The 17,800-nt window shown below is 68.8% G+C and carries 16 protein-coding genes; 9 read left to right on the forward strand and 7 right to left on the reverse strand.

Going from position 1 to position 17,800, the window contains the following annotated elements:
• Nucleotides 1–17: 17 nt before the first annotated feature.
• The 4 genes from nudC to M8009_RS02495 are packed head-to-tail and all read right to left on the reverse strand — an operon-like array spanning nucleotide 18 to nucleotide 2,826.
• Entirely contained in the window at nucleotides 18–791 is a 774-nt protein-coding gene (nudC, locus tag M8009_RS02480; protein ID WP_250059183.1) for an NAD(+) diphosphatase, read from the reverse strand.
• Nucleotides 791–1,552 carry a DNA polymerase III subunit epsilon gene (gene dnaQ, locus M8009_RS02485; RefSeq protein WP_250059184.1) on the reverse strand — a complete coding sequence of 254 codons (762 nt, stop codon included), beginning with the start codon at nucleotides 1,550–1,552 and terminating at the stop codon, nucleotides 791–793. The genes nudC and dnaQ overlap by 1 nt, the downstream gene beginning before the upstream one ends.
• A gap of 37 nt (nucleotides 1,553–1,589) precedes the next feature.
• Nucleotides 1,590–2,060: a ribonuclease HI gene (gene rnhA, locus M8009_RS02490; RefSeq protein WP_250059185.1), complete on the reverse strand. Its 471-nt coding sequence runs from the start codon at nucleotides 2,058–2,060 to the stop codon at nucleotides 1,590–1,592.
• A complete protein-coding gene (locus tag M8009_RS02495; RefSeq protein ID WP_250059186.1) occupies nucleotides 2,053–2,826 on the reverse strand; it encodes a methyltransferase domain-containing protein in 774 nt (257 codons plus the stop codon). Before M8009_RS02495 ends, rnhA begins: the two co-directional genes overlap by 8 nt.
• A gap of 96 nt (nucleotides 2,827–2,922) precedes the next feature.
• Here M8009_RS02495 and gloB point away from each other — a divergent pair, with 96 nt between their 5' ends.
• The 7 genes from gloB (at nucleotide 2,923) to M8009_RS02530 (ending at nucleotide 12,604) form a co-directional block, all read left to right on the forward strand.
• Entirely contained in the window at nucleotides 2,923–3,690 is a 768-nt protein-coding gene (gene gloB / locus M8009_RS02500) for a hydroxyacylglutathione hydrolase (RefSeq protein ID WP_250059187.1), read from the forward strand.
• A gap of 73 nt (nucleotides 3,691–3,763) precedes the next feature.
• Nucleotides 3,764–4,951, forward strand: a complete 1,188-nt coding sequence (locus M8009_RS02505) for a transglycosylase SLT domain-containing protein (RefSeq protein WP_250059188.1) — start codon at nucleotides 3,764–3,766, stop codon at nucleotides 4,949–4,951.
• 42 nt (nucleotides 4,952–4,993) lie between these two features.
• Nucleotides 4,994–6,823: an extracellular solute-binding protein gene (locus M8009_RS02510; protein WP_250059189.1), complete on the forward strand. Its 1,830-nt coding sequence runs from the start codon at nucleotides 4,994–4,996 to the stop codon at nucleotides 6,821–6,823.
• Between the two features lie 58 nt (nucleotides 6,824–6,881).
• Complete coding sequence (locus tag M8009_RS02515; RefSeq protein WP_250059190.1) at nucleotides 6,882–7,955, forward strand: microcin C ABC transporter permease YejB; 1,074 nt, start codon at nucleotides 6,882–6,884, stop codon at nucleotides 7,953–7,955.
• Nucleotides 7,956–7,959: 4 nt separating this feature from the next.
• On the forward strand, nucleotides 7,960–9,054 hold the full coding sequence (locus tag M8009_RS02520) for an ABC transporter permease (RefSeq protein ID WP_250059191.1): 1,095 nt from the start codon (nucleotides 7,960–7,962) through the stop codon (nucleotides 9,052–9,054).
• Nucleotides 9,047–10,645, forward strand: coding sequence for an ABC transporter ATP-binding protein (locus M8009_RS02525; RefSeq protein ID WP_250059192.1), 1,599 nt, complete (start codon nucleotides 9,047–9,049; stop codon nucleotides 10,643–10,645). Before M8009_RS02520 ends, M8009_RS02525 begins: the two co-directional genes overlap by 8 nt.
• A gap of 216 nt (nucleotides 10,646–10,861) precedes the next feature.
• Nucleotides 10,862–12,604, forward strand: coding sequence for a sensor domain-containing diguanylate cyclase (locus tag M8009_RS02530; protein WP_250059193.1), 1,743 nt, complete (start codon nucleotides 10,862–10,864; stop codon nucleotides 12,602–12,604).
• Between the two features lie 13 nt (nucleotides 12,605–12,617).
• On the opposite strand, the gene M8009_RS02535 is transcribed toward M8009_RS02530, so the two are convergent.
• Nucleotides 12,618–13,316 carry a pseudouridine synthase gene (locus tag M8009_RS02535; RefSeq protein ID WP_250059194.1) on the reverse strand — a complete coding sequence of 233 codons (699 nt, stop codon included), beginning with the start codon at nucleotides 13,314–13,316 and terminating at the stop codon, nucleotides 12,618–12,620.
• Entirely contained in the window at nucleotides 13,316–14,131 is an 816-nt protein-coding gene (locus M8009_RS02540) for an amidohydrolase (protein WP_250059195.1), read from the reverse strand. Before M8009_RS02540 ends, M8009_RS02535 begins: the two co-directional genes overlap by 1 nt.
• Before the next feature lie 137 nt (nucleotides 14,132–14,268).
• On the opposite strand from M8009_RS02540, the gene rarD reads away from it, so the two are divergent.
• Both rarD and M8009_RS02550 read left to right on the forward strand, forming a co-directional pair.
• Nucleotides 14,269–15,195: an EamA family transporter RarD gene (gene rarD, locus M8009_RS02545; RefSeq protein ID WP_250059196.1), complete on the forward strand. Its 927-nt coding sequence runs from the start codon at nucleotides 14,269–14,271 to the stop codon at nucleotides 15,193–15,195.
• Between the two features lie 76 nt (nucleotides 15,196–15,271).
• The gene (locus M8009_RS02550) at nucleotides 15,272–16,423 is read left to right on the forward strand and encodes an NAD(P)/FAD-dependent oxidoreductase (RefSeq protein WP_250059197.1); all 1,152 of its coding nucleotides are present in this window, start codon (nucleotides 15,272–15,274) and stop codon (nucleotides 16,421–16,423) included.
• 40 nt (nucleotides 16,424–16,463) lie between these two features.
• On the opposite strand, the gene M8009_RS02555 is transcribed toward M8009_RS02550, so the two are convergent.
• Nucleotides 16,464–17,738: an O-acetylhomoserine aminocarboxypropyltransferase/cysteine synthase family protein gene (locus M8009_RS02555; RefSeq protein WP_250059198.1), complete on the reverse strand. Its 1,275-nt coding sequence runs from the start codon at nucleotides 17,736–17,738 to the stop codon at nucleotides 16,464–16,466.
• Between the last annotated feature and the right edge of the window lie 62 nt (nucleotides 17,739–17,800).

Genomic DNA, 17,800 nt, shown 5'->3' on the forward strand with positions numbered 1-17,800 from the left:
TGTATGGACCCCGTATACTACCCGCGGGGCCCGACCTCCCGGAGATGGGTCTCGATCAGCGCCCGCGAAATCGAGTAGAGCGGCGGCAGCTGGGGCAGGCGCCGCGGGCTGAACCAGGCGGCATCGGCGATCTCGACGCCGTCGATGCGGATGCGCCGGCTGGCCGCCTCGGCGAAGAACCCCAGCATCAGCGAATGGGGGAAGGGCCAGGCCTGGCTCCTGAAGTAGCTGATGCGTCCCACGCTGAGCCCCACCTCCTCGAAGATCTCGCGACGCACGGCCTCCTCGGCCGATTCCCCGGGCTCGACGAACCCGGCCAGGGTCGAGTAGCGCCCCGGCGGGAAGCGCGGGCTGCGAGCCAGCAGCAGCGATTCGCCATGGGTGACCAGGGTGATGATGCAGGGCGAGATGCGCGGGTAGTTGCGATGGCCGCACTGCTCGCAGTGCATGGCGAACTCGGCATCGAGGCGCCGCGCCGGCGCCCCGCAACGCCCGCAGAAGCGATGGTTGTCGAGCCAGGCCGCCACCTGCAGGGCCGTGGAGAGCAGCGGGAACCAGGATTCCGGCAGGCGGGCCAGCCAGGCGCGGGCATCGAGCCAGTCATCCCCGGGCTGTTGCTCCAGCGAGAGCGCCACCGGTTCCTCCTGCCACCAGCACAGCGGCTGCAGCCGCTGATGCCAGGGCTGAAAGGCCTGCAGCGGGCCCTCGTCGACCCCGGGCGCGATGCGCCCCCCGGCCAGGCGGATGACCCGCCCGGCCGTCTCCTCGTTGGGCAACTCCCGCCGCAGCATCAGCGTGACGCCTCACCGCCGGGCAGGCCGGGGTTGGCATCCCAGCGGCATTCGCCGGCGGCATCGCGGATGCGCTCCAGTTTGGCCCGGTGGGCCGCCAGTTCCGCTTCGTCGGGTGGCACCACCCGCAACTGCCCCGGGGAGAGGGAGAGCCGGCGGATGGCCAGCCCCTGGGGTTCGCCGGCGCGCCCTTCCGATGTCGCCGAGGCATCCAGGGAGAGCAGGGTCTGCCCCCCGGTCATGGCCAGGTAGACGTCGGCGAGGATCTCGGCGTCGAGCAGGGCGCCGTGCAGGACACGGTGCCCGTTGTCGATCTCGTAGCGCTTGCACAGGGCGTCCAAGCTGTTGCGCTGGCCGGGGTGCTTGTCGCGCGCCAGGGTCAGGGTATCGAGGATCCGGCAGTGGTCCGCCACCGGTCCGAGCCGCGGCTCGCCGCGCCGGGCGTTGAGCATGCCGAGCTCATGGTCGATGAAGCCCACATCGAAGGGGGCGTTATGGATCACCAGTTCGGCCCCCTCGATGAAGGCCCAGAAGGCGTCGGCAATCTCGGCGAAGACCGGCTCCTCGGCCACCCGCTCGTTGGTGATGCCGTGCACGCCCACGGCCTCGGCCTCGATGTCCCGCTCGGGGTTGATGAACTGGTGATAGCGGTTGCCGGTGAGCCGGCGATTGACCATCTCCACCGCCCCGATCTCGATCAGGCGATGGCCATCACGGGGATCGATGCCGGTGGTCTCGGTATCCAGGATGATCTGGCGCATGGGTGTCTCTCGTCGGCTCGCAGGAAAAGGCGGGGCGTCAGGCGCGGGCCCGGTGCTCGTCGATGGCCTCGTTGGCCAGCTCGTCGGCCCGCTCGTTGCCGGGATGGCCACTGTGCCCCTTGACCCAGTGCCACTCGATCGTGTGGCGATGGGTCTCCTCGTGGAGTTCGCGCCACAGCTCGGCGTTCTTGACCGGCTGGCGGGACGCGGTCCTCCAGCCACGCTTGATCCAGTTGTGGATCCACTCGGTGATGCCCTTGCGCAGGTACTCGGAGTCGGTCCACAGCGCTACCCGGCAGGGGCGCTTGAGCTCGCGCAGCGCCATGATCGCCGCCATCAGCTCCATGCGGTTGTTGGTGGTCACCGCCTCATAGCCCTTCAGCGCCTTCTCGTGGTGACCGCTGACCAGCAGGACCCCCCACCCCCCGGGGCCAGGGTTGCCGCGGCAGGCCCCGTCGGTATAGATCGTCACTGTCTGGGGGGGCTCGGCATGGCGTCTGTCAGTCACCCTTGCGGTTCCTTTCCGGTTGTGGCCCGACCCGCGTGGCGCTGCCCAGTGCCGGCCCGACCAGGGGGCGGGCCAGCTCGAAGGGCGAGCGCTGCGACTGGGCGAGCTGCGCCCGACGGCGGGCATGGATCATGTAGCTGTCCCCCAGCGGCAGGTTGTGGCGCCGGCCGAGGGTCTCCAGCATGGCATTGCGCGGCTGGCTGCCGGGCAGATGGAAGCCGCAATAGTCTACCCGCTCGATCTCGAAGTCGACAAACGCCAGCCAGTCGCCCAGCCGCCGGGGAGAGCGCCAGTGCCCGCGCCAGGGCATGCGACGCCGCCGGCCCGGCCAGACCCGCGAGAGCCCGCCGACACTCAGCGGGCACCAGCCGAAGATGATCAGTCGTCCATTGTCGGCGGTGACACGAGCCGCCTCCTGCAGCATGTGGTGCGGTTCGTCCACCACCTCCAGCAGGTGGTGGACCACCACCAGGCTCAGGCTGTCATCGGGGAGCGGCAAGGCATCCGGTGGACACACCAGGGTCGAGTCGTGGTCGGCCATCTCGCGGCTCGGCGACCAGCCCAGGGCATGGCGGATCGGGCAGATGTCGCTGAGCACGGGGGCCATGCCCAGTTCCAGGCTGTGGAGCCCGACCAGGCGTTCGCAGACCGGCCCCAGACAGGCACGCTCGGCCCGCCACAGGGCCTGGCCCGCCGGCGACGCCCAGTAACGTCGACCCTCCCGGACCAGTCGCGCCAGGGCGTGGGGATCCCGCGAATTTGACATAGTGCCGTTTTCCCTCCACAGTGCCGGGTTTTGTAAACCATATCGCAACGAAACGCGGCAGCGTCTGGCAACGCCTCCGTCGAGGACCCTGAGCCCATGTTGAGCGTGACACCGATACCCGCCTTTAGCGACAACTATATCTGGCTGCTGCGCCAGGACACGAGCCAGGCAGTCTGCGTGGTGGACCCCGGCGATGCAACGCCGGTGATAGAGTGGCTGGAGCGCGAGGGTCTGGAGTTGGGTACCGTGCTGATTACCCACCACCATCACGACCATACCGGCGGCCTGGCGGAACTGATCAAGCGCTATTCGCCGCGGGTGATCGGCCCGGATAATCCCGAGATCGACGGCATCGACGAGCGGGTCGGCGACGGCGACGAGGTGCGGGTGATGGGCAGGCTGTTCGAGGTGCTCGCCCTGCCCGGCCACACCCTGGATCATATCGGCTTCTTCACGCCGGGCATCCCGCCGCTGCTGTTCAGCGGCGACGTGCTGTTCAGTGCCGGCTGCGGCCGGCTCTTCGAGGGCACCCCGGCCCAGATGCATGAATCGCTGTCGCGCCTCGAGTCCCTGCCGGAGGACACTCTGGTGTTCGCCGCCCATGAGTACACGCTGGCCAACCTGGCGTTCGCCCGCGCCGCCGACCCGGACAATGCCGATATCGAGGCCGCCGAGGCAGAGTGCCAGCGGGCCCGGGAGCTCGACCGCCCCACCCTTCCCACCACGCTGGGCCGCGAACGCCGCATCAACCCCTTCCTGCGCTGCGCCTCGGCCGGCGTGCGCCAGGCCGCATCGGCGCACGGTGATACCGACAATGACCTCTCGACCTTCACCACGCTGCGCGCCTGGAAGGATGGCTTCTGAACGCGCCATTGATGGATGACACCCGGCCTGCCCGGAGCGGCAGGCCTTCGCATGACCAGGAGATCACCTTTCGATGACCTACCACACGACACGTCGACGGATCCTGGGCTTCACCAGCTGTCTCGCGCTGATGGGTTCACTGATGGCCACCACCGGCAACAGCCAGGCCTCACCGACACCCCAGCGCGCCTTCAAGGACGATTCGGCCAGCCACAAGGCCCAGCCTGCCCCGCTTCCCGCCAACCAGACCTTCTGGGATGCCCTGGCTCTCGAGCCCAGGGATGCCTGGTCGCGCCTCGCCGAAGCCTTCCAGTGGCAGGAGGACCTCGACCAGGCGCGCGTACAGCAGTGGATCGACCACTACCGCCAGAGCCCCCATAACATCGTCGAGATCACCGAGAGGGCCCGGCCCTGGCTCGCCTGGATCACCGAACGGGTGGAGGAGCGCGGCTTGCCAGGCGAAGTCGCCCTGATCCCCTTCATCGAGAGCTCCTTCGATCCCAACGCCCGCAGCCATCGCGGGGCGGCCGGCCTCTGGCAGTTCATGCCCGGTACCGGCCATGCCCTGGGGCTGCGCCGCGGCGGCGGCTACGACGGTCGCCTGGATGTGGCGCGCTCCACCCATGCCGCCCTGGACTACATCGAGATGCAGGCCGAGCAGTGGTACGAGGGAGACATCGAGCTCTCCCTGGCGGCCTACAATGCCGGCGCCGGCACCGTCAACCGGGCGCGCAGCGCCGCGCTCTCGCGTGGCAAGGCCGGCAGCTACTGGGACCTCAAGCTGCCGAGCGAGACCATGGCCTATGTCCCCAAGCTGATCGCCATCTCGGCAATCATCGCCGAACCGGAACGCTACAACGTCGAGCTGCCCCAGATAGAGGCCACGCCGGCCGTCGCCGAGGTCCCGGTGACCCGCCCGCTGGACCTCGGCGAAGCGGCCCGCCTGGCGGGGGTCTCCCACGCGGCCCTGGCCGACCTCAATCCCGGCCTGCTCGGTAACCGCGCCGACCCGCGCCACGTCAAGCGGCTGCTGGTACCCGCCGAGAGTGCCGAGCGGCTGGTGGCCCGTCTCAGCGGCAGTGCAAACCGGCAATTGGCCGCCGCCGACGGCGATGACGTCTACGTGGTCCGCCGCGGCGACAGCCTCTCGGCCATCGCCTCCCGCCATGCCGTGACGCTGGCCGACCTGGCCCGCTGGAACGGCATCGAGCGGCCCGACGCTTTACAACCGGGGCAACAGCTGACACTTTCCGGTAGTTGATGTCCGGGGCCCCGGCCCCGCCTGCTACAAGGAACCTGATCGATGCGACACGCTGCCCCTGGCCTGGGCCTGCTGCTGGGCGCGCTGCTCGGTGGACCGGCCCTGGCGGCCGACCCCGCCGACGTGGCCACCGTCCATGGCCTGGCCCTCTATGGCGACCCGGCATTGCCGGCGGACTTCACGCACTTCCCCCATGCCGACCCCGAGGCCCCAACGGGGGGCAGCCTGGTGCGCTCGGCCATCGGCAGCTTCGATTCCACCAACCCCTTCATCATCCGGGGCACCCCGGCCACCGGCCTGACCGAGATCTACGATACGCTGCTGACCCAGAACCCCGACGAGCCCTTCTCGATGTATGGCCTGCTCGCCGAGGGCGTGCGGCTGGATCCCGAGCGGCAGTGGATCGAATTCGACCTGCACCCCGAGGCGCGCTTCCATGACGGCGAGCCGGTGACCGCCGAGGACGTGGTGTTCAGCTTCGAGACCCTGACGGAGAAGGGCCAGCCCTTCTACGGGGCCTACTATGCCGACGTCATCGACGTGACGGCGCTCGACGAGAGCACCGTCCACTTCGACCTCGCCGACAGCGAGTCGCGGGAGCTGCCGTTGATCATCGGCCAGCTGCCGATCCTGCCGGCTCACTACTGGCAGGACCGGGACTTCGAGGCCACCACCCGCGACGCCCTGCTCGGCTCCGGCCCCTACCGCATCGGCGTGGTGGAACCGGGTCGGCGCATCGTCTACGAGCGCGTCGACAACTACTGGGGGCAGGAATTGCCGGTGAACCGGGGCCGCCACAACGTCGATCGCCTGGTCTACGACTACTACCGCGACCAAACGGTGGCCCTCGAGGCCTTCAAGGCCGGCAATCTCGACATGCGCATCGAGACCAGCGCCCGCAACTGGGCCACCGCCTACGACTTCCCGGCCCTGGAAGAGGGGTTCGTCGAACGGCTCGAGGTGCCGGACGGCCAGCCCGCCGGCATGCAGGCCTACGTGATGAACCTGCGGCGCGACAAGTTCCAGGACGTGCGCGTCCGCGAAGCCCTCAACCTGGCCTTCAACTTCGAGTGGCTCAATCGCAACCTCTTCTATGGCGCCTACCAGCGCACCGAGAGCTACTTCGCCAACTCCGAGATGGCCGCCGAGGGGCTGCCGAGCGAGGCAGAGCTGGCCCTGCTCGAGCCCCACCGTGAGGCGCTGCCCGAGCGCGTCTTCGAGGAGCCCCTGCCCGTCGAGCACCCCGAGGAGATGCGCCCCCGGCTGGCCAAGGCCCTGGAGCTGCTCAACGAGGCCGGCTATGTGGTCCGCGACGGCGTCATGACCCACCTCGACTCCGGTGCGCCGCTGAGGATGGAGGTGCTGCTCTTCGACACCCAGTTCGAACGGGTCGTGCAGCCGCTGCTGCAGAACCTGGCCAAGCTGGGCATCGAGGGCAACATCCGCATCGTCGACGTCAACCAGTACCTCAACCGGCTGCGCGGCTTCGACTTCGACATCATCGTCGGCAGCTTCCCCCAGTCGGCCAACCCGGGCAACGAGCAGCGCGACTTCTGGACCAGCGAATACGCCGAGGTTCCCCAGAGCCGCAACCTGATCGGGCTCAGTGACCCGGTGGTCGACGACCTGGTCGACGACCTGATCACCGCCGACTCCCGAGAGGCGCTGGATACCGCCGCCCGGGCACTGGACCGGGTGCTGCGCTGGGGCTTCTACGTCATTCCCCAGTGGCATCTCGGGAAGACGCGGATCGCGCTGTGGGACAAGTTCGGCTGGCAGGAACCCTTCCCCGAGTACAACCTGGACATGGCCGCCTGGTGGGTGGACCCCGAACGCGGCGCCGAGATCGAGGCCCGCCAGCGCAACCGCTGAGGTGCATGACCGGCGGCCGGTGCGCCGGCCGCCATCATCCGTGGAGTAAGGATACGCCGTGGCCCGTTATGTATTGCGCCGCCTGCTGCTGATGATCCCCACCCTGCTGGGGATCATGCTGCTCAACTTCATCATCGTCCAGGCCGCGCCGGGCGGCCCCATCGACCAGATGCTGGCCCGCTTCGAGGGCCTCTCCAGCCAGGCCAGCACCCGCATGGAGGGGGGTGGCGGGGACGTCACGTCGAGCGGCGAGTCCCGAGGCGCCCGGGGCATTCCCCCGGCCTTCATCGAGAAGCTGGAGGCGCAGTTCGGGTTCGACCAGCCCGCCCATGAGCGCTTCCTGGGCATGATCGCCGACTACGCCACCTTCGATTTCGGCGAGAGCTTCTTCCGCGACGAGCAGGTCACCACCCTGATGCTCGAGCGCCTTCCCGTCTCGATCTCGCTGGGGCTCTGGACCACGCTGGTGGTCTACCTGGTCTCCATCCCGCTAGGCATCCGCAAGGCCCTGCACCACGGCTCACGCTTCGACGTCTGGAGCTCGGGACTGGTGATCGTCGGCTACGCCATTCCCGGCTTCCTGTTCGCCATCCTGCTGATCGTGCTGTTCGCCGGCGGCAGCTACTGGGATGTCTTCCCGCTGCGCGGCCTCACCTCGCCGGACTTCGACGAGCTCTCCACCTGGGGCAAGGTCAAGGACTACCTCTGGCACATCACCCTGCCGGTGATCGCCTCGGCGATCGGCAGCTTCGCGACCCTGACCATGCTGACCAAGAACAGCTTCCTCGACGAGGTCCACAAGCAGTACGTGCTCACCGCGCGAGCCAAGGGCGCCAGCGACCGACGGGTGCTCTACGGCCACGTCTTCCGCAACGCCATGCTGATCATCATCGCCGGGCTGCCGGCCGCCCTGGTCGGCATCTTCTTCACCGGGTCGCTGCTGATCGAGGTGATCTTCTCCCTCAACGGCCTGGGCCTGCTGGGCTTCGAGGCGGTGATGCAGCGCGACTATCCGGTGATCTTCGGCACCCTCTACCTCTACACCCTGATCGGGCTGGTGCTGAAGCTGATCTCCGATTTGACCTATGTGTGGGTGGACCCGCGCATCGACTTCGAGACACGGGAGTCCTGATCCGATGTCACTGCTCTCGCGCGACCTCTCCCCCATCACCCGCCGCCGCCTCGCGGTCTTTCACGACAACCGCCGGGCCCGGCTCTCGCTGTGGATCTTCGCGATTCTCTTCGTGCTGAGCCTGGTGGCCGAGCTGATCGCCAACGACCGGCCCATCGTCATGCAGTACCAAGGAGAGTGGTACGCTCCGGTGCTGGTGGACTACCCCGATACCGAGTTCGGGGGCTTCCTGCCCAGCCCCGCCGACTACCGCGACCCCTTCGTGCGCGACGAGATCATGGCCAACGGCTGGATGCTCTGGCCACCGATCCCTTTCTCCTACGAGACCCTGGACATGGAACTGGACCACCCGGCCCCGTCACCGCCCACCACCCGCCACTGGCTGGGCACCGATGACCAGGGCCGCGATGTCCTGGCCAGGGTGATCTACGGCTTCCGCCTCTCGGTGATCTTCGCCCTGGTGCTCACCGCGGGCTCGCTGGTGCTGGGGGTGCTGGCCGGCGGCATCCAGGGCTACTTCGGCGGCAAGGTGGACCTGATCGGCCAGCGCTTCACCGAGATCTGGTCGGGGCTGCCGATGCTCTTCCTGCTGATCATCCTGGCGAGCCTGGTGGAACCCAACCTCTGGTGGCTGCTGGGAATCATGCTGCTGTTCTCCTGGCTGGGGCTGGTCGATGTGGTACGCGCCGAATTCCTGCGTGCCCGGAACCTGGAGTACGTGCGCGCCGCCCGTGCCATGGGCCTGCCCTCGCGACTGATCATGTGGCGCCACGTCCTGCCCAATGCCATGGTGGCGACCCTGACCTTCATCCCCTTCCTGTTCACCGGGGCCATCACCACCCTCACCGCCCTGGACTTCCTCGGTTTCGGCCTGCCGCCGGGCTCGCCGTCGCTGGGCGAGCTCGTCGCCCAGGGCAAGAACAACCTGCAGGCCCCGTGGCTCGGCATCACCGCCTTCGTCACCCTCTCGGTGATGCTCTCGCTGCTGGTGTTCATCGGCGAGGGGCTGCGCGATGCCTTCGACCCGCGCCATATCCAGCATGCCGCCAGCCCGTCCCCGGCAGCGAGCACCCCCTCGAGGAGCGGCCACGATGCGTGAACCGACCTCTGCCCCCCTACTAGAGCTGCACGACCTGACCATCGCCTTCGACGGGGTCAGCGTGGTGGAGCGGCTATCGCTCACCGTCAAGCGTGGCGAGACCCTGGCCCTGGTCGGCGAGTCCGGCTCCGGCAAGTCGGTCTCGGCACTGGGCGCCATGAACCTGCTCCCCCCCAATGCGCGAATCGAGGGCAGCCGCCGGCTGGGCGACACCGACCTCGCCACCCTCTCCGACCGGGGGTGGCGAGGGCTGCGGGGCGGCCAAGTAGGCTTCGTCTTCCAGGAGCCCATGACCTCGCTGAACCCGCTGCACCCCATCGGCAAGCAGATCGGCGAGACCCTGCGCCTGCACCAGGGACTGACCGGCAGGGCCGCCCGGGCGCGCACCCGGGAACTGCTGGAACAGGTCCGTCTGCCCCGTGCCGAGGAGCTGCTGGATGCCTGGCCGCACCAGATCTCCGGCGGCCAGCGCCAGCGGGTGATGATCGCCATGGCCATCGCCAACGGGCCCGAACTGCTGATCGCCGACGAGCCGACCACCGCGCTGGACGTCACCGTGCAGCAGGAGATCCTCGCCCTGCTCGCCGACCTGCGCGATGCCCACGGGATGGGCATGCTCTTCATCACCCACGATCTCAACCTGGTGCGCCGGCATGCCGACCGCATCTGCGTGCTGCATGCCGGCCGCGAGCAGGAGACCGGCCCGGTGGCCGAGGTCTTTACCCAGCCCCGCAGCGACTACACCCGACAGCTGCTGGAGGCCGAACCCGCGGGACGCCCGGCCCCCGTGGCGCGGGTGGCGCCGCTGCTGAGCGCCCGGGGGGTCGGGGTAAGCTTCCCGCGCCCGACGCGGCTGTTCGCCCGACGCCCGCCCCCCTTCGTGGCGGTCAAGCCGCTGGACCTCCATGTGGCGCCCGGCGAGACCCTGGGCATCGTCGGGGAGTCCGGCTCGGGCAAGACCACCCTCGCCCTCGCCCTGCTGCGACTGGGCCAGGGCAGCGGCGAGATCGACTTCGACGGCACCCGCCTCGACCAGCTGACCGGCAACGCCCTGCGACGCCAGCGCCGCTGCCTGCAGGTGGTGTTTCAGGACCCCTATGGCTCGCTCTCGCCACGCCTGCCGGTCTTCGATATCGTCAGCGAGGGGTTGCGCTTTCATCACCCGGAGCTCGACAGAGCCGAGGTCGACCGCCGCGTGCGGGCCACCCTGCGCGAGGTGGGCCTGCCCGAGGAGTGCGCCTCCCGCTACCCCCACGAGTTCTCCGGCGGCCAGCGCCAGCGCATCGCCGTGGCCCGGGCGATCATCCTCGAGCCACGGCTGGTGGTGCTCGACGAGCCCACCTCGGCGCTGGATCGCAGCGTCCAGAAGCAGCTGGTCGAGCTGCTGCGCGACCTGCAGGCCCGGCGCCGGCTCAGCTACCTGTTCATCAGCCATGACCTGGCGGTGGTGCGGGCCATGGCCCACCGGGTGCTGGTGCTCAAGGACGGCGAGGTGATGGAACAGGGCGACTGCCTGCAGGTCCTCGAGAATCCCGCCAGCGACTACACCCGGGCCCTGGTGACAGCCGCCGGGCTTGCCCCACGCGAGTGAGCCGATCATCGCCTGGCGTACTGCCTCTGCCTTGATCAACTCAGCTTTCGAGGCCCGTGAAGTAATGTGTTGTACTGCATGAATAAGATAACGGTATAAACCTGCACCCACGTCCGGGGCTGCCAGGAGATCCACGGAGGGGCGTTGACAAGGAAGGCATCCGCCGCAGGTTACGCTGGGTTACACTGTCGACCTGATTCGAGGCCTCGGGATGCCATGCGCACACTCCTCTCCTCCCTGTTCGGGACCCTGCTCCTGGCATTGCTGCTGGCCGCCCCTGCCTGCGCCGGCCCCGCCCCGTTGGCACTCGACGAGGGCTGGGAGTATCGCTGGGGAGACTCGCCCTTCCGGGCCGACGGCACCCCGGCCTGGGTCGACGACCCGGCATCCTCGAGCGAGTGGCAACCGATCGCCTTCCCTTCCAATCCGCCCGGCCGTGGAGGCAGCAAGCACGCCTGGTTCCGCATCACCCTGCCCGAGGGCAAGTGGCGCGACCCGGTGCTCTACATCTACAGCGTCGACCTGATCACCCAGGCCTGGCTGGAGGACGAGCTGATCTACCAGTACGGTCACTTCGATCCCCGCGGGGAGGGCCGCTTCGAGGGGTGGCCCTGGCACATGATCAGCCTGCCCGAGGCCTTCGCGGGCAGGACCCTCTACTTCCGCGTCTTCTCCGACTACACCGACATCGGCCTGTGGGGCGAGATCAAGCTGATGGACCGCCTCGACCTGCTGCACTACATCATCGAGCGTTCGGCCGGGGATCTGGTCGTCAGCGCCTTCCTGCTGCTACTGGCGCTGCTCGCCTTCATCTTCGCCCTCGTGCAGGCCGATCGGCGCAGCTTCTTCGGCATCGGCCTGTTCGCCCTGGCGGCGGGCAGCATGCTGCTGGCCGAGACCCAGGCCAGCCAGCTGCTGCTGGAGGTCCCCCTGCTGTGGGACTACCTGGCCGCCGTCGGCTACTACACCCTGCCGGTGGCCATGGGCCTGATGCTGGAACACTGGTTCGCCGCCCAGCGCCCGACGCTGCTGCGGCGCATCTGGCAGCTCCACCTGGGCTACCTGGTGATGGCACCGGGGCTGGCCCTGGCCGGCGTCATCGACCTCTCCAGCACCTTCCCGCCCTTCGATGCCCTGCTGCTGGTCACACTGCTGGTCATGTTCACCATCATCATCGTGCACCTGGACGCCCTCAATGCCGAGCAGAAGCTAATCATCACCAGCTACGGGCTCTTCGCCCTGCTGCTGCTGGTCGACATGGCTGTGGCCCACGGCCTGCTGCCCTGGCGCCGTGTTCCGGTGAGTGGCGCAGCGCTGGGCTTCGCGCTGGCCGTCGTGATGATCTCGATCTGGCACTACCAACATACCCAAGGCGAGCTGCGCCGCCTCAACCTCTCCCTCGAGAAGCAGGTCGCCGAGCGCACGCGGGCGCTGGAGCAGATGGTCGAGAAGCTGCAGGCCTACTCCTACCAGGACGCCCTGACCGGGTTGCACAACCGCCGCTACTTCGACGAGCTGCTCCAGCACGAGGCGGCAGTCGCGCGCCGCCATGCCACGCCGCTGACTCTGGCGATGATCGATATCGACCACTTCAAGCAGTTCAACGACCGCGAGGGGCACGAGGCGGGCGATACGGTGCTGGTCGGGGTGGGGCGGGTATTGACCCATCACTTCCGCGACGCCGATGTGGTCTGCCGCATGGGCGGCGAGGAGTTCGTCGTCATCATGCCGGGGGCCACCGCGGCCATCGCCGAGGCGCGCCTCGGCGAGCTGCTGGAGGTCCTGAGCCGTACGCGTTTTCGTCACCGCGAGCGGGTGCTCGGGCCGCTGTCGATCTCATGCGGCATTGCCACCTACCCCGAGCATGCCGGCGACCCGCTGACGCTGATCGGGCTCGCCGACAAGGCGCTCTACTCGGCCAAGCACCGCGGGCGGGCGAGGATCGAGACCTACGCCTGACTCGCGCCAGCACTCAGAACAGCGCCACCTCCTCCTCGGTAAGCTCCCGCCACGCGCCGGGCGCCAGATCTCCGAGGGAGAGCGGCCCGATCGCCTCGCGGTGAAGGGCCACCACATGGTGGCCGATGGCGGCGAACATCCGCTTGACCTGATGGTACTTGCCCTCGAACAGGGTCAGCTCGGCAACGCACGGTGAACGCATGGCCAGCTGCGCGGGACGCGTCGGCTTCTCCTCCCCGTCGAGCAACAGCCCCTCGGCGAAACGGGCCACGGCGTCATTCCGCGCCGCGCCGTCCAGCGATTCGGCGAGCGTGACCTCGTAGACCTTGCCACAGCGTCGCTTCGGCGAGGTGACCCGATGGGACCACTGGCCATCGTCGGTGAGCAGCACCAGGCCGGTGGTGTCGACGTCCAGCCGGCCCACCGTCTGCAGGCGTTCCACATGGGGCAGGTCGACCAGCTCGCGGACCAGTGGATAGAGGCCGCGACGGGCACTGCATTCGACCCCCTCGGGCTTGTGCAGCATCACGTAGCGCAGGCCGACCAGGGCCAGGGGCTCGCCATTCCAGGTGACGCGGCTGTGCTGGTCGACCTGGGTGGCAGGGTTCTTGACCAGCTCGCCATCCACCAGGACCTCCTCGCGGTGCAGGGCCTTCTTGGCCAGGCTGCGCGTCAGGTCGGTGGTCTCGCACAGGAAGCGGTCCAGGCGCATCAGTAGCCCACTCCGTCGGCGAGGCCGAAGTGGTCGGCATCGCGCCAGGCGGGAAACTTCTCGCGGAAGCCACGCAGCTCCTCGAGCGAGAGGCTGCCGGTCTTCAGGAAGGGGGTATCCCGGGGCTCGTCGATCAGCGCCTCGCCCTTGGCGTCGACCAGCATCGAATCGCCGGCATAGGCGAGACCCTTGGCATCCTCACCGACGCGGTTGACACCGATCACCGGGCAGAGATTCTCGATGGCCCGGGCCTGCAGCAGCACCCGCCAGGGGTGACGCCGCGGCGCCGGCCAGTTGGCCACGCAGAGCAGGGCATCATACTCGAAGTGCTCGTCGGGACCGGGCTGCTGGCGCAGCCAGACGGGAAAGCGCAGGTCGTAGCAGACGCTGAGCAGGATACGGAAGCCCTTGAGCTCGACGATCACCCGCTCATGGCCCATGGCGTAGCGCTCATGCTCCCCGGCCATGCGGAACAGGTGACGCTTGTCGTAGGTGACCAGGCTGCCGTCCGGGCGCGCCCAGACCAGGCGATTGAAGTAGTCGCCGTGCTCCACCACGGCGACACTGCCGGTGACCACGCAGCCGCGATGTGCCGCCTGGTCCCGCAGCCAGGCCACGGTCCGGCTCTCGGCCATGGGCTCGGCCATCTCCCGGGAGTTCATGGTAAAGCCGGTGGCGAACATCTCCGGCAGCACGATCAGGTCGGTATCGTCGGCGCCGAGCCCGCCCAGGGTCTCCTCGAGCATCCGGCAGTTGGCATCAGGGTCTTCCCAGCGCAGGTCACACTGCACCAGGGTGGTTCTCAGGTCGCTCATGAGCGTGACTCCCGTCCAGTGATAGGCCGGGTTACAGCCTACCCCAGGAGCCCCGGCTGCGTCAGCCGCCGGGCAAGACCCGTGGCGGCAACGCCAATAGCCTGCTAATGTCTAGGCGATTCTGCTTCGAGGCCTTCATGTCCCGCTACCCTACCTCTGCCCCACACCACGAAACCGGCAAGGGCGTCGCCTTCGGGCTGACCGCCTATATGACCTGGGGCTGCTTCCCGCTGTTCTTCGCCCTCTTTCAGGGCGTGCCCGCCTTCGAGATACTGCTTCACCGGGTGATCTGGTCCTGCCTCTTCCTGGTCGGGCTGGTCACCCTGCTCGGCCGCTGGGCGCCCATCCGCCGGGCCATTGCCGAGCCGAGGCGCCTCGGCCGGGTACTGGGTTGCGCCCTGCTCATCGCCCTGAACTGGGGGCTCTATATCTACTCGGTGGAGACCCATCACGTACTTCAGGCGAGCCTGGGCTACTTCATGACCCCGCTGGTCAACGTGGGGCTGGGCATGCTGGTGCTGCGCGAGCGCATGGCGCGCCTGCAGGGCGTGGCGGTGGGGCTCGCCGCACTGGCCATCGCGCTCCAGCTGGTGATACTTGGCGAGCTGCCGTGGATCAGCCTGGCCCTGGCCTTCTCCTTCGGCACCTACGGCCTGCTGCGCAAGCAGGTGCCACTGGACGGCCTCTCGGGCCTCTTCGTCGAGACCCTGCTGCTGCTGCCCCTGGCCCTGATGGCGCTGGGCTGGCTCACCCAGGCCGAGCTCTCCCACTTCCTCGACGATGGCCGCACCACCGGCCTGCTGGTGGCCAGCGGCGTGATCACCGCCCTGCCCCTGCTGGCCTTCGCCGGGGCCGCGCGCCGTCTGCGCCTGGCCACACTGGGCTTCTTGATGTACCTCAACCCGACCATCCAGTTCATCATCGCCCTGCTGGTGTTCCATGAGCCCCTGGCACCGGTGCAGCTGGCCACCTTCGTGCTGATCTGGGCCGGACTGGCCCTCTACTCCTGGTCCGCCTGGCAGTCTCGCCCCCGAGAGGCGAAGACCGCGCTCTCGTCGCGTTGACCCGTCCCGGGCGCCACGGCCTGTCAAGCCGGGCGCCCGTGTCGCCTGACCCGCGCCTTTCCGCTACCATCGCGGGATGACTGCCACACCTCCTCGCGCCGGAAGGCCTCGCCTGCTGCTGGTCGGCGCCGGGCATGCCCACCTGCACCTGATCCGACATCGCCACCGTCTCCAGGGCGCCGAGGTGACCCTCGTCGACCCCGGCAGCTTCTGGTATTCGGGGAGGGCCAGCGGCATGCTCGGCGCCCGCCACACGCCCGCCGAGGATCGCCTGGACCCGACCCGCCTGGCGGCCCGCTACGGCGTGCAGGCCCTGCGGGGCCGCCTGGCACACCTCGACCCGCAGGCACGAATCGCTCGGCTGGAGGACGGTCGCGAACTCGACTTCTCGCTGCTCTCGCTCAACCTGGGGTCGCGCACCCCCTGCCCCGCACCGCGCACGCCGGGACCCCATGTCTGGGCGGTCAAGCCGATCCCGCGTCTGCTCGCCCTGCGCCACTGCCTGGAAAAGGAGTTCTCCCGGGGCCTGGCCCCCCGGCTGGTCGTCGTCGGGGGTGGCCCGAGTGGCGTGGAGGTGGCCTGCCAGCTGCGCGAACTGGCCCGACGCCATGGCGCCCGCCCCGAGATCCAGCTGGTGACCCGCGGCGAGCGGCTGCTGGAAGGCGCCCCCGCGGGGGCCGTGCGCTGGCTGATGCGCCAGCTGGAGCGGCGCGAGATCCGGGTGAGGCTCGGCCTCGACGTCACCGGCCATGCCGCCGGCGGCCTGACCTTCGCCACCGAGGCCAATGCCTGGGGCGAGGACAGCCTGCAATGGCTGCCGGCCGACCATGTCGTGCATGCCACAGGGCTGGCCCCGCCCGAGGTGGTCGAACGGCTGGGCCTGCCACTGATCCCCGGTCGTGGCCTGGCGGTGGAGGCGACCCTGCAGAGCCCCGGCCACCCCGACATCTTCGCCGCCGGGGACTGTGCGGCCATGCTGCACCACGCGCTGCCGCGCCTGCGCATCCACGGCATCCGCCAGGCCCCGGTGCTGCTCGCCAACCTGGCGGCACGCCTGACCGGTGGCCCCCTGACCCCCTACGTTCCCCAGCGGCTGGCCCTGGCGGTCCTCGAGCTGGGCGCCGGCCAGGGACTCGCCATCCGCGGCCGCCGCTGGTGGGGCGGCCGCCTGGCCCTGGCCTGGAAGCGACGACTGGACCACCGTTTTCTTCGCCAATACCTGACCTGACGGAGGGAGCGAGGCCAGCAAAGGCTAACCCGACGCCGCGTCAGGCCTGACTGACGGCCAGCGCCTGGTCCAGGTCCGCGAGGATATCGTCGACGTGCTCGATGCCGATGGAGAGGCGGACCATGTCGGGCTTCACCCCGGCCGCCTTGAGCTCCTCGTCGTTGAGCTGGCGGTGGGTGGTGGAGGCCGGGATCGACGAACAGGTCTTGGCATCGCCGATGTTGACCAGGCGCAGGATCATGCCGAGCGCGTCATAGAAGCGTGCACCGGCCTCGCGCCCGCCCTGGATACCGAAGCTGAGGATGCCCGAGGCACGCCCGCCCATATAGCGCTGTGCCAGGCCGTGGTCCCGGTGGCTCGGCAGGCCGGCGTACTGCACCCAGGTCACCGCGGGGTGCCCGTCGAGGTACTCGGCCACCTTCAGGGCGTTGTCGCAGGTGCGCTCGATGCGCAGCGACAGGGTCTCGAGTCCCTGCAGCAGGTTCCAGGCCGCCTGGGCGGAGAGCGCCGCCCCCATGTTGCGCAGCGGCACCACCCGCGCACGGCCGATGAAGGCGGCCTCGCCCAGGTCGCGGGTGTAGCAGACGCCGTGGTAGGAGACGTCCGGCTCGTTGAGCAGCGGGAAACGCTCGGGGTGCTCGGTCCAGGGGAAACGGCCGGAGTCGACGATCACCCCGCCCACCGTGGTGCCATGACCACCGATATACTTGGTGGCCGAATGGATGACGATGTCGGCGCCGTGCTCGATGGGCCGCCACAGGAAGGGCGTCGGCACGGTGTTGTCGACGATCACCGGCACGCCGTGGCGATGGGCGGCATCAGCCAGGGCCGCCATGTCCACCACGCTGCCGGAGGGGTTGCCCACGCTCTCGCAGAACACCGCCTTGGTGCGGGCGTCGATCAACGACTCGAGGCCGGCGATGTCGTCCTTGTCGGCGAAGCGTACCTCGATGCCCTGGCGCGGCAGCGTATGCGCGAAGAGGTTGTAGGTGCCACCGTAGAGCTCGCTGATGGAGACGATATTGTCACCGGCCTCGGCGATGGTCTGGATGGCGTAGGTGATGGCCGCCATGCCCGACGCCACGGCCAGCCCGGCGATGCCCCCCTCCAGGGCCGCCACGCGCTGCTCGAGCACCGCACAGGTGGGATTCATGATCCGCGAGTAGATGTTGCCCTCGACCTTGAGGTCGAAGAGGTCCGCCGCATGCTGGGCGCTGTCGAACGAGAACGAGGTGGTCTGGTGGATGGGCACCGCCACGGCATGCTGGTCATCGGGGGCGTAGCCGTGGTGCAGGGCGAGGGTCTCGGGCTTCATGGCGTGTCCTTCTGCGTCGTTGTGGGAGTATCCACTGTTTCACCCGATGCTAACCAACCCTG

Source organism: Halomonas gemina, assembly GCF_023554995.1.
Lineage (GTDB): Bacteria > Pseudomonadota > Gammaproteobacteria > Pseudomonadales > Halomonadaceae > Halomonas > Halomonas gemina.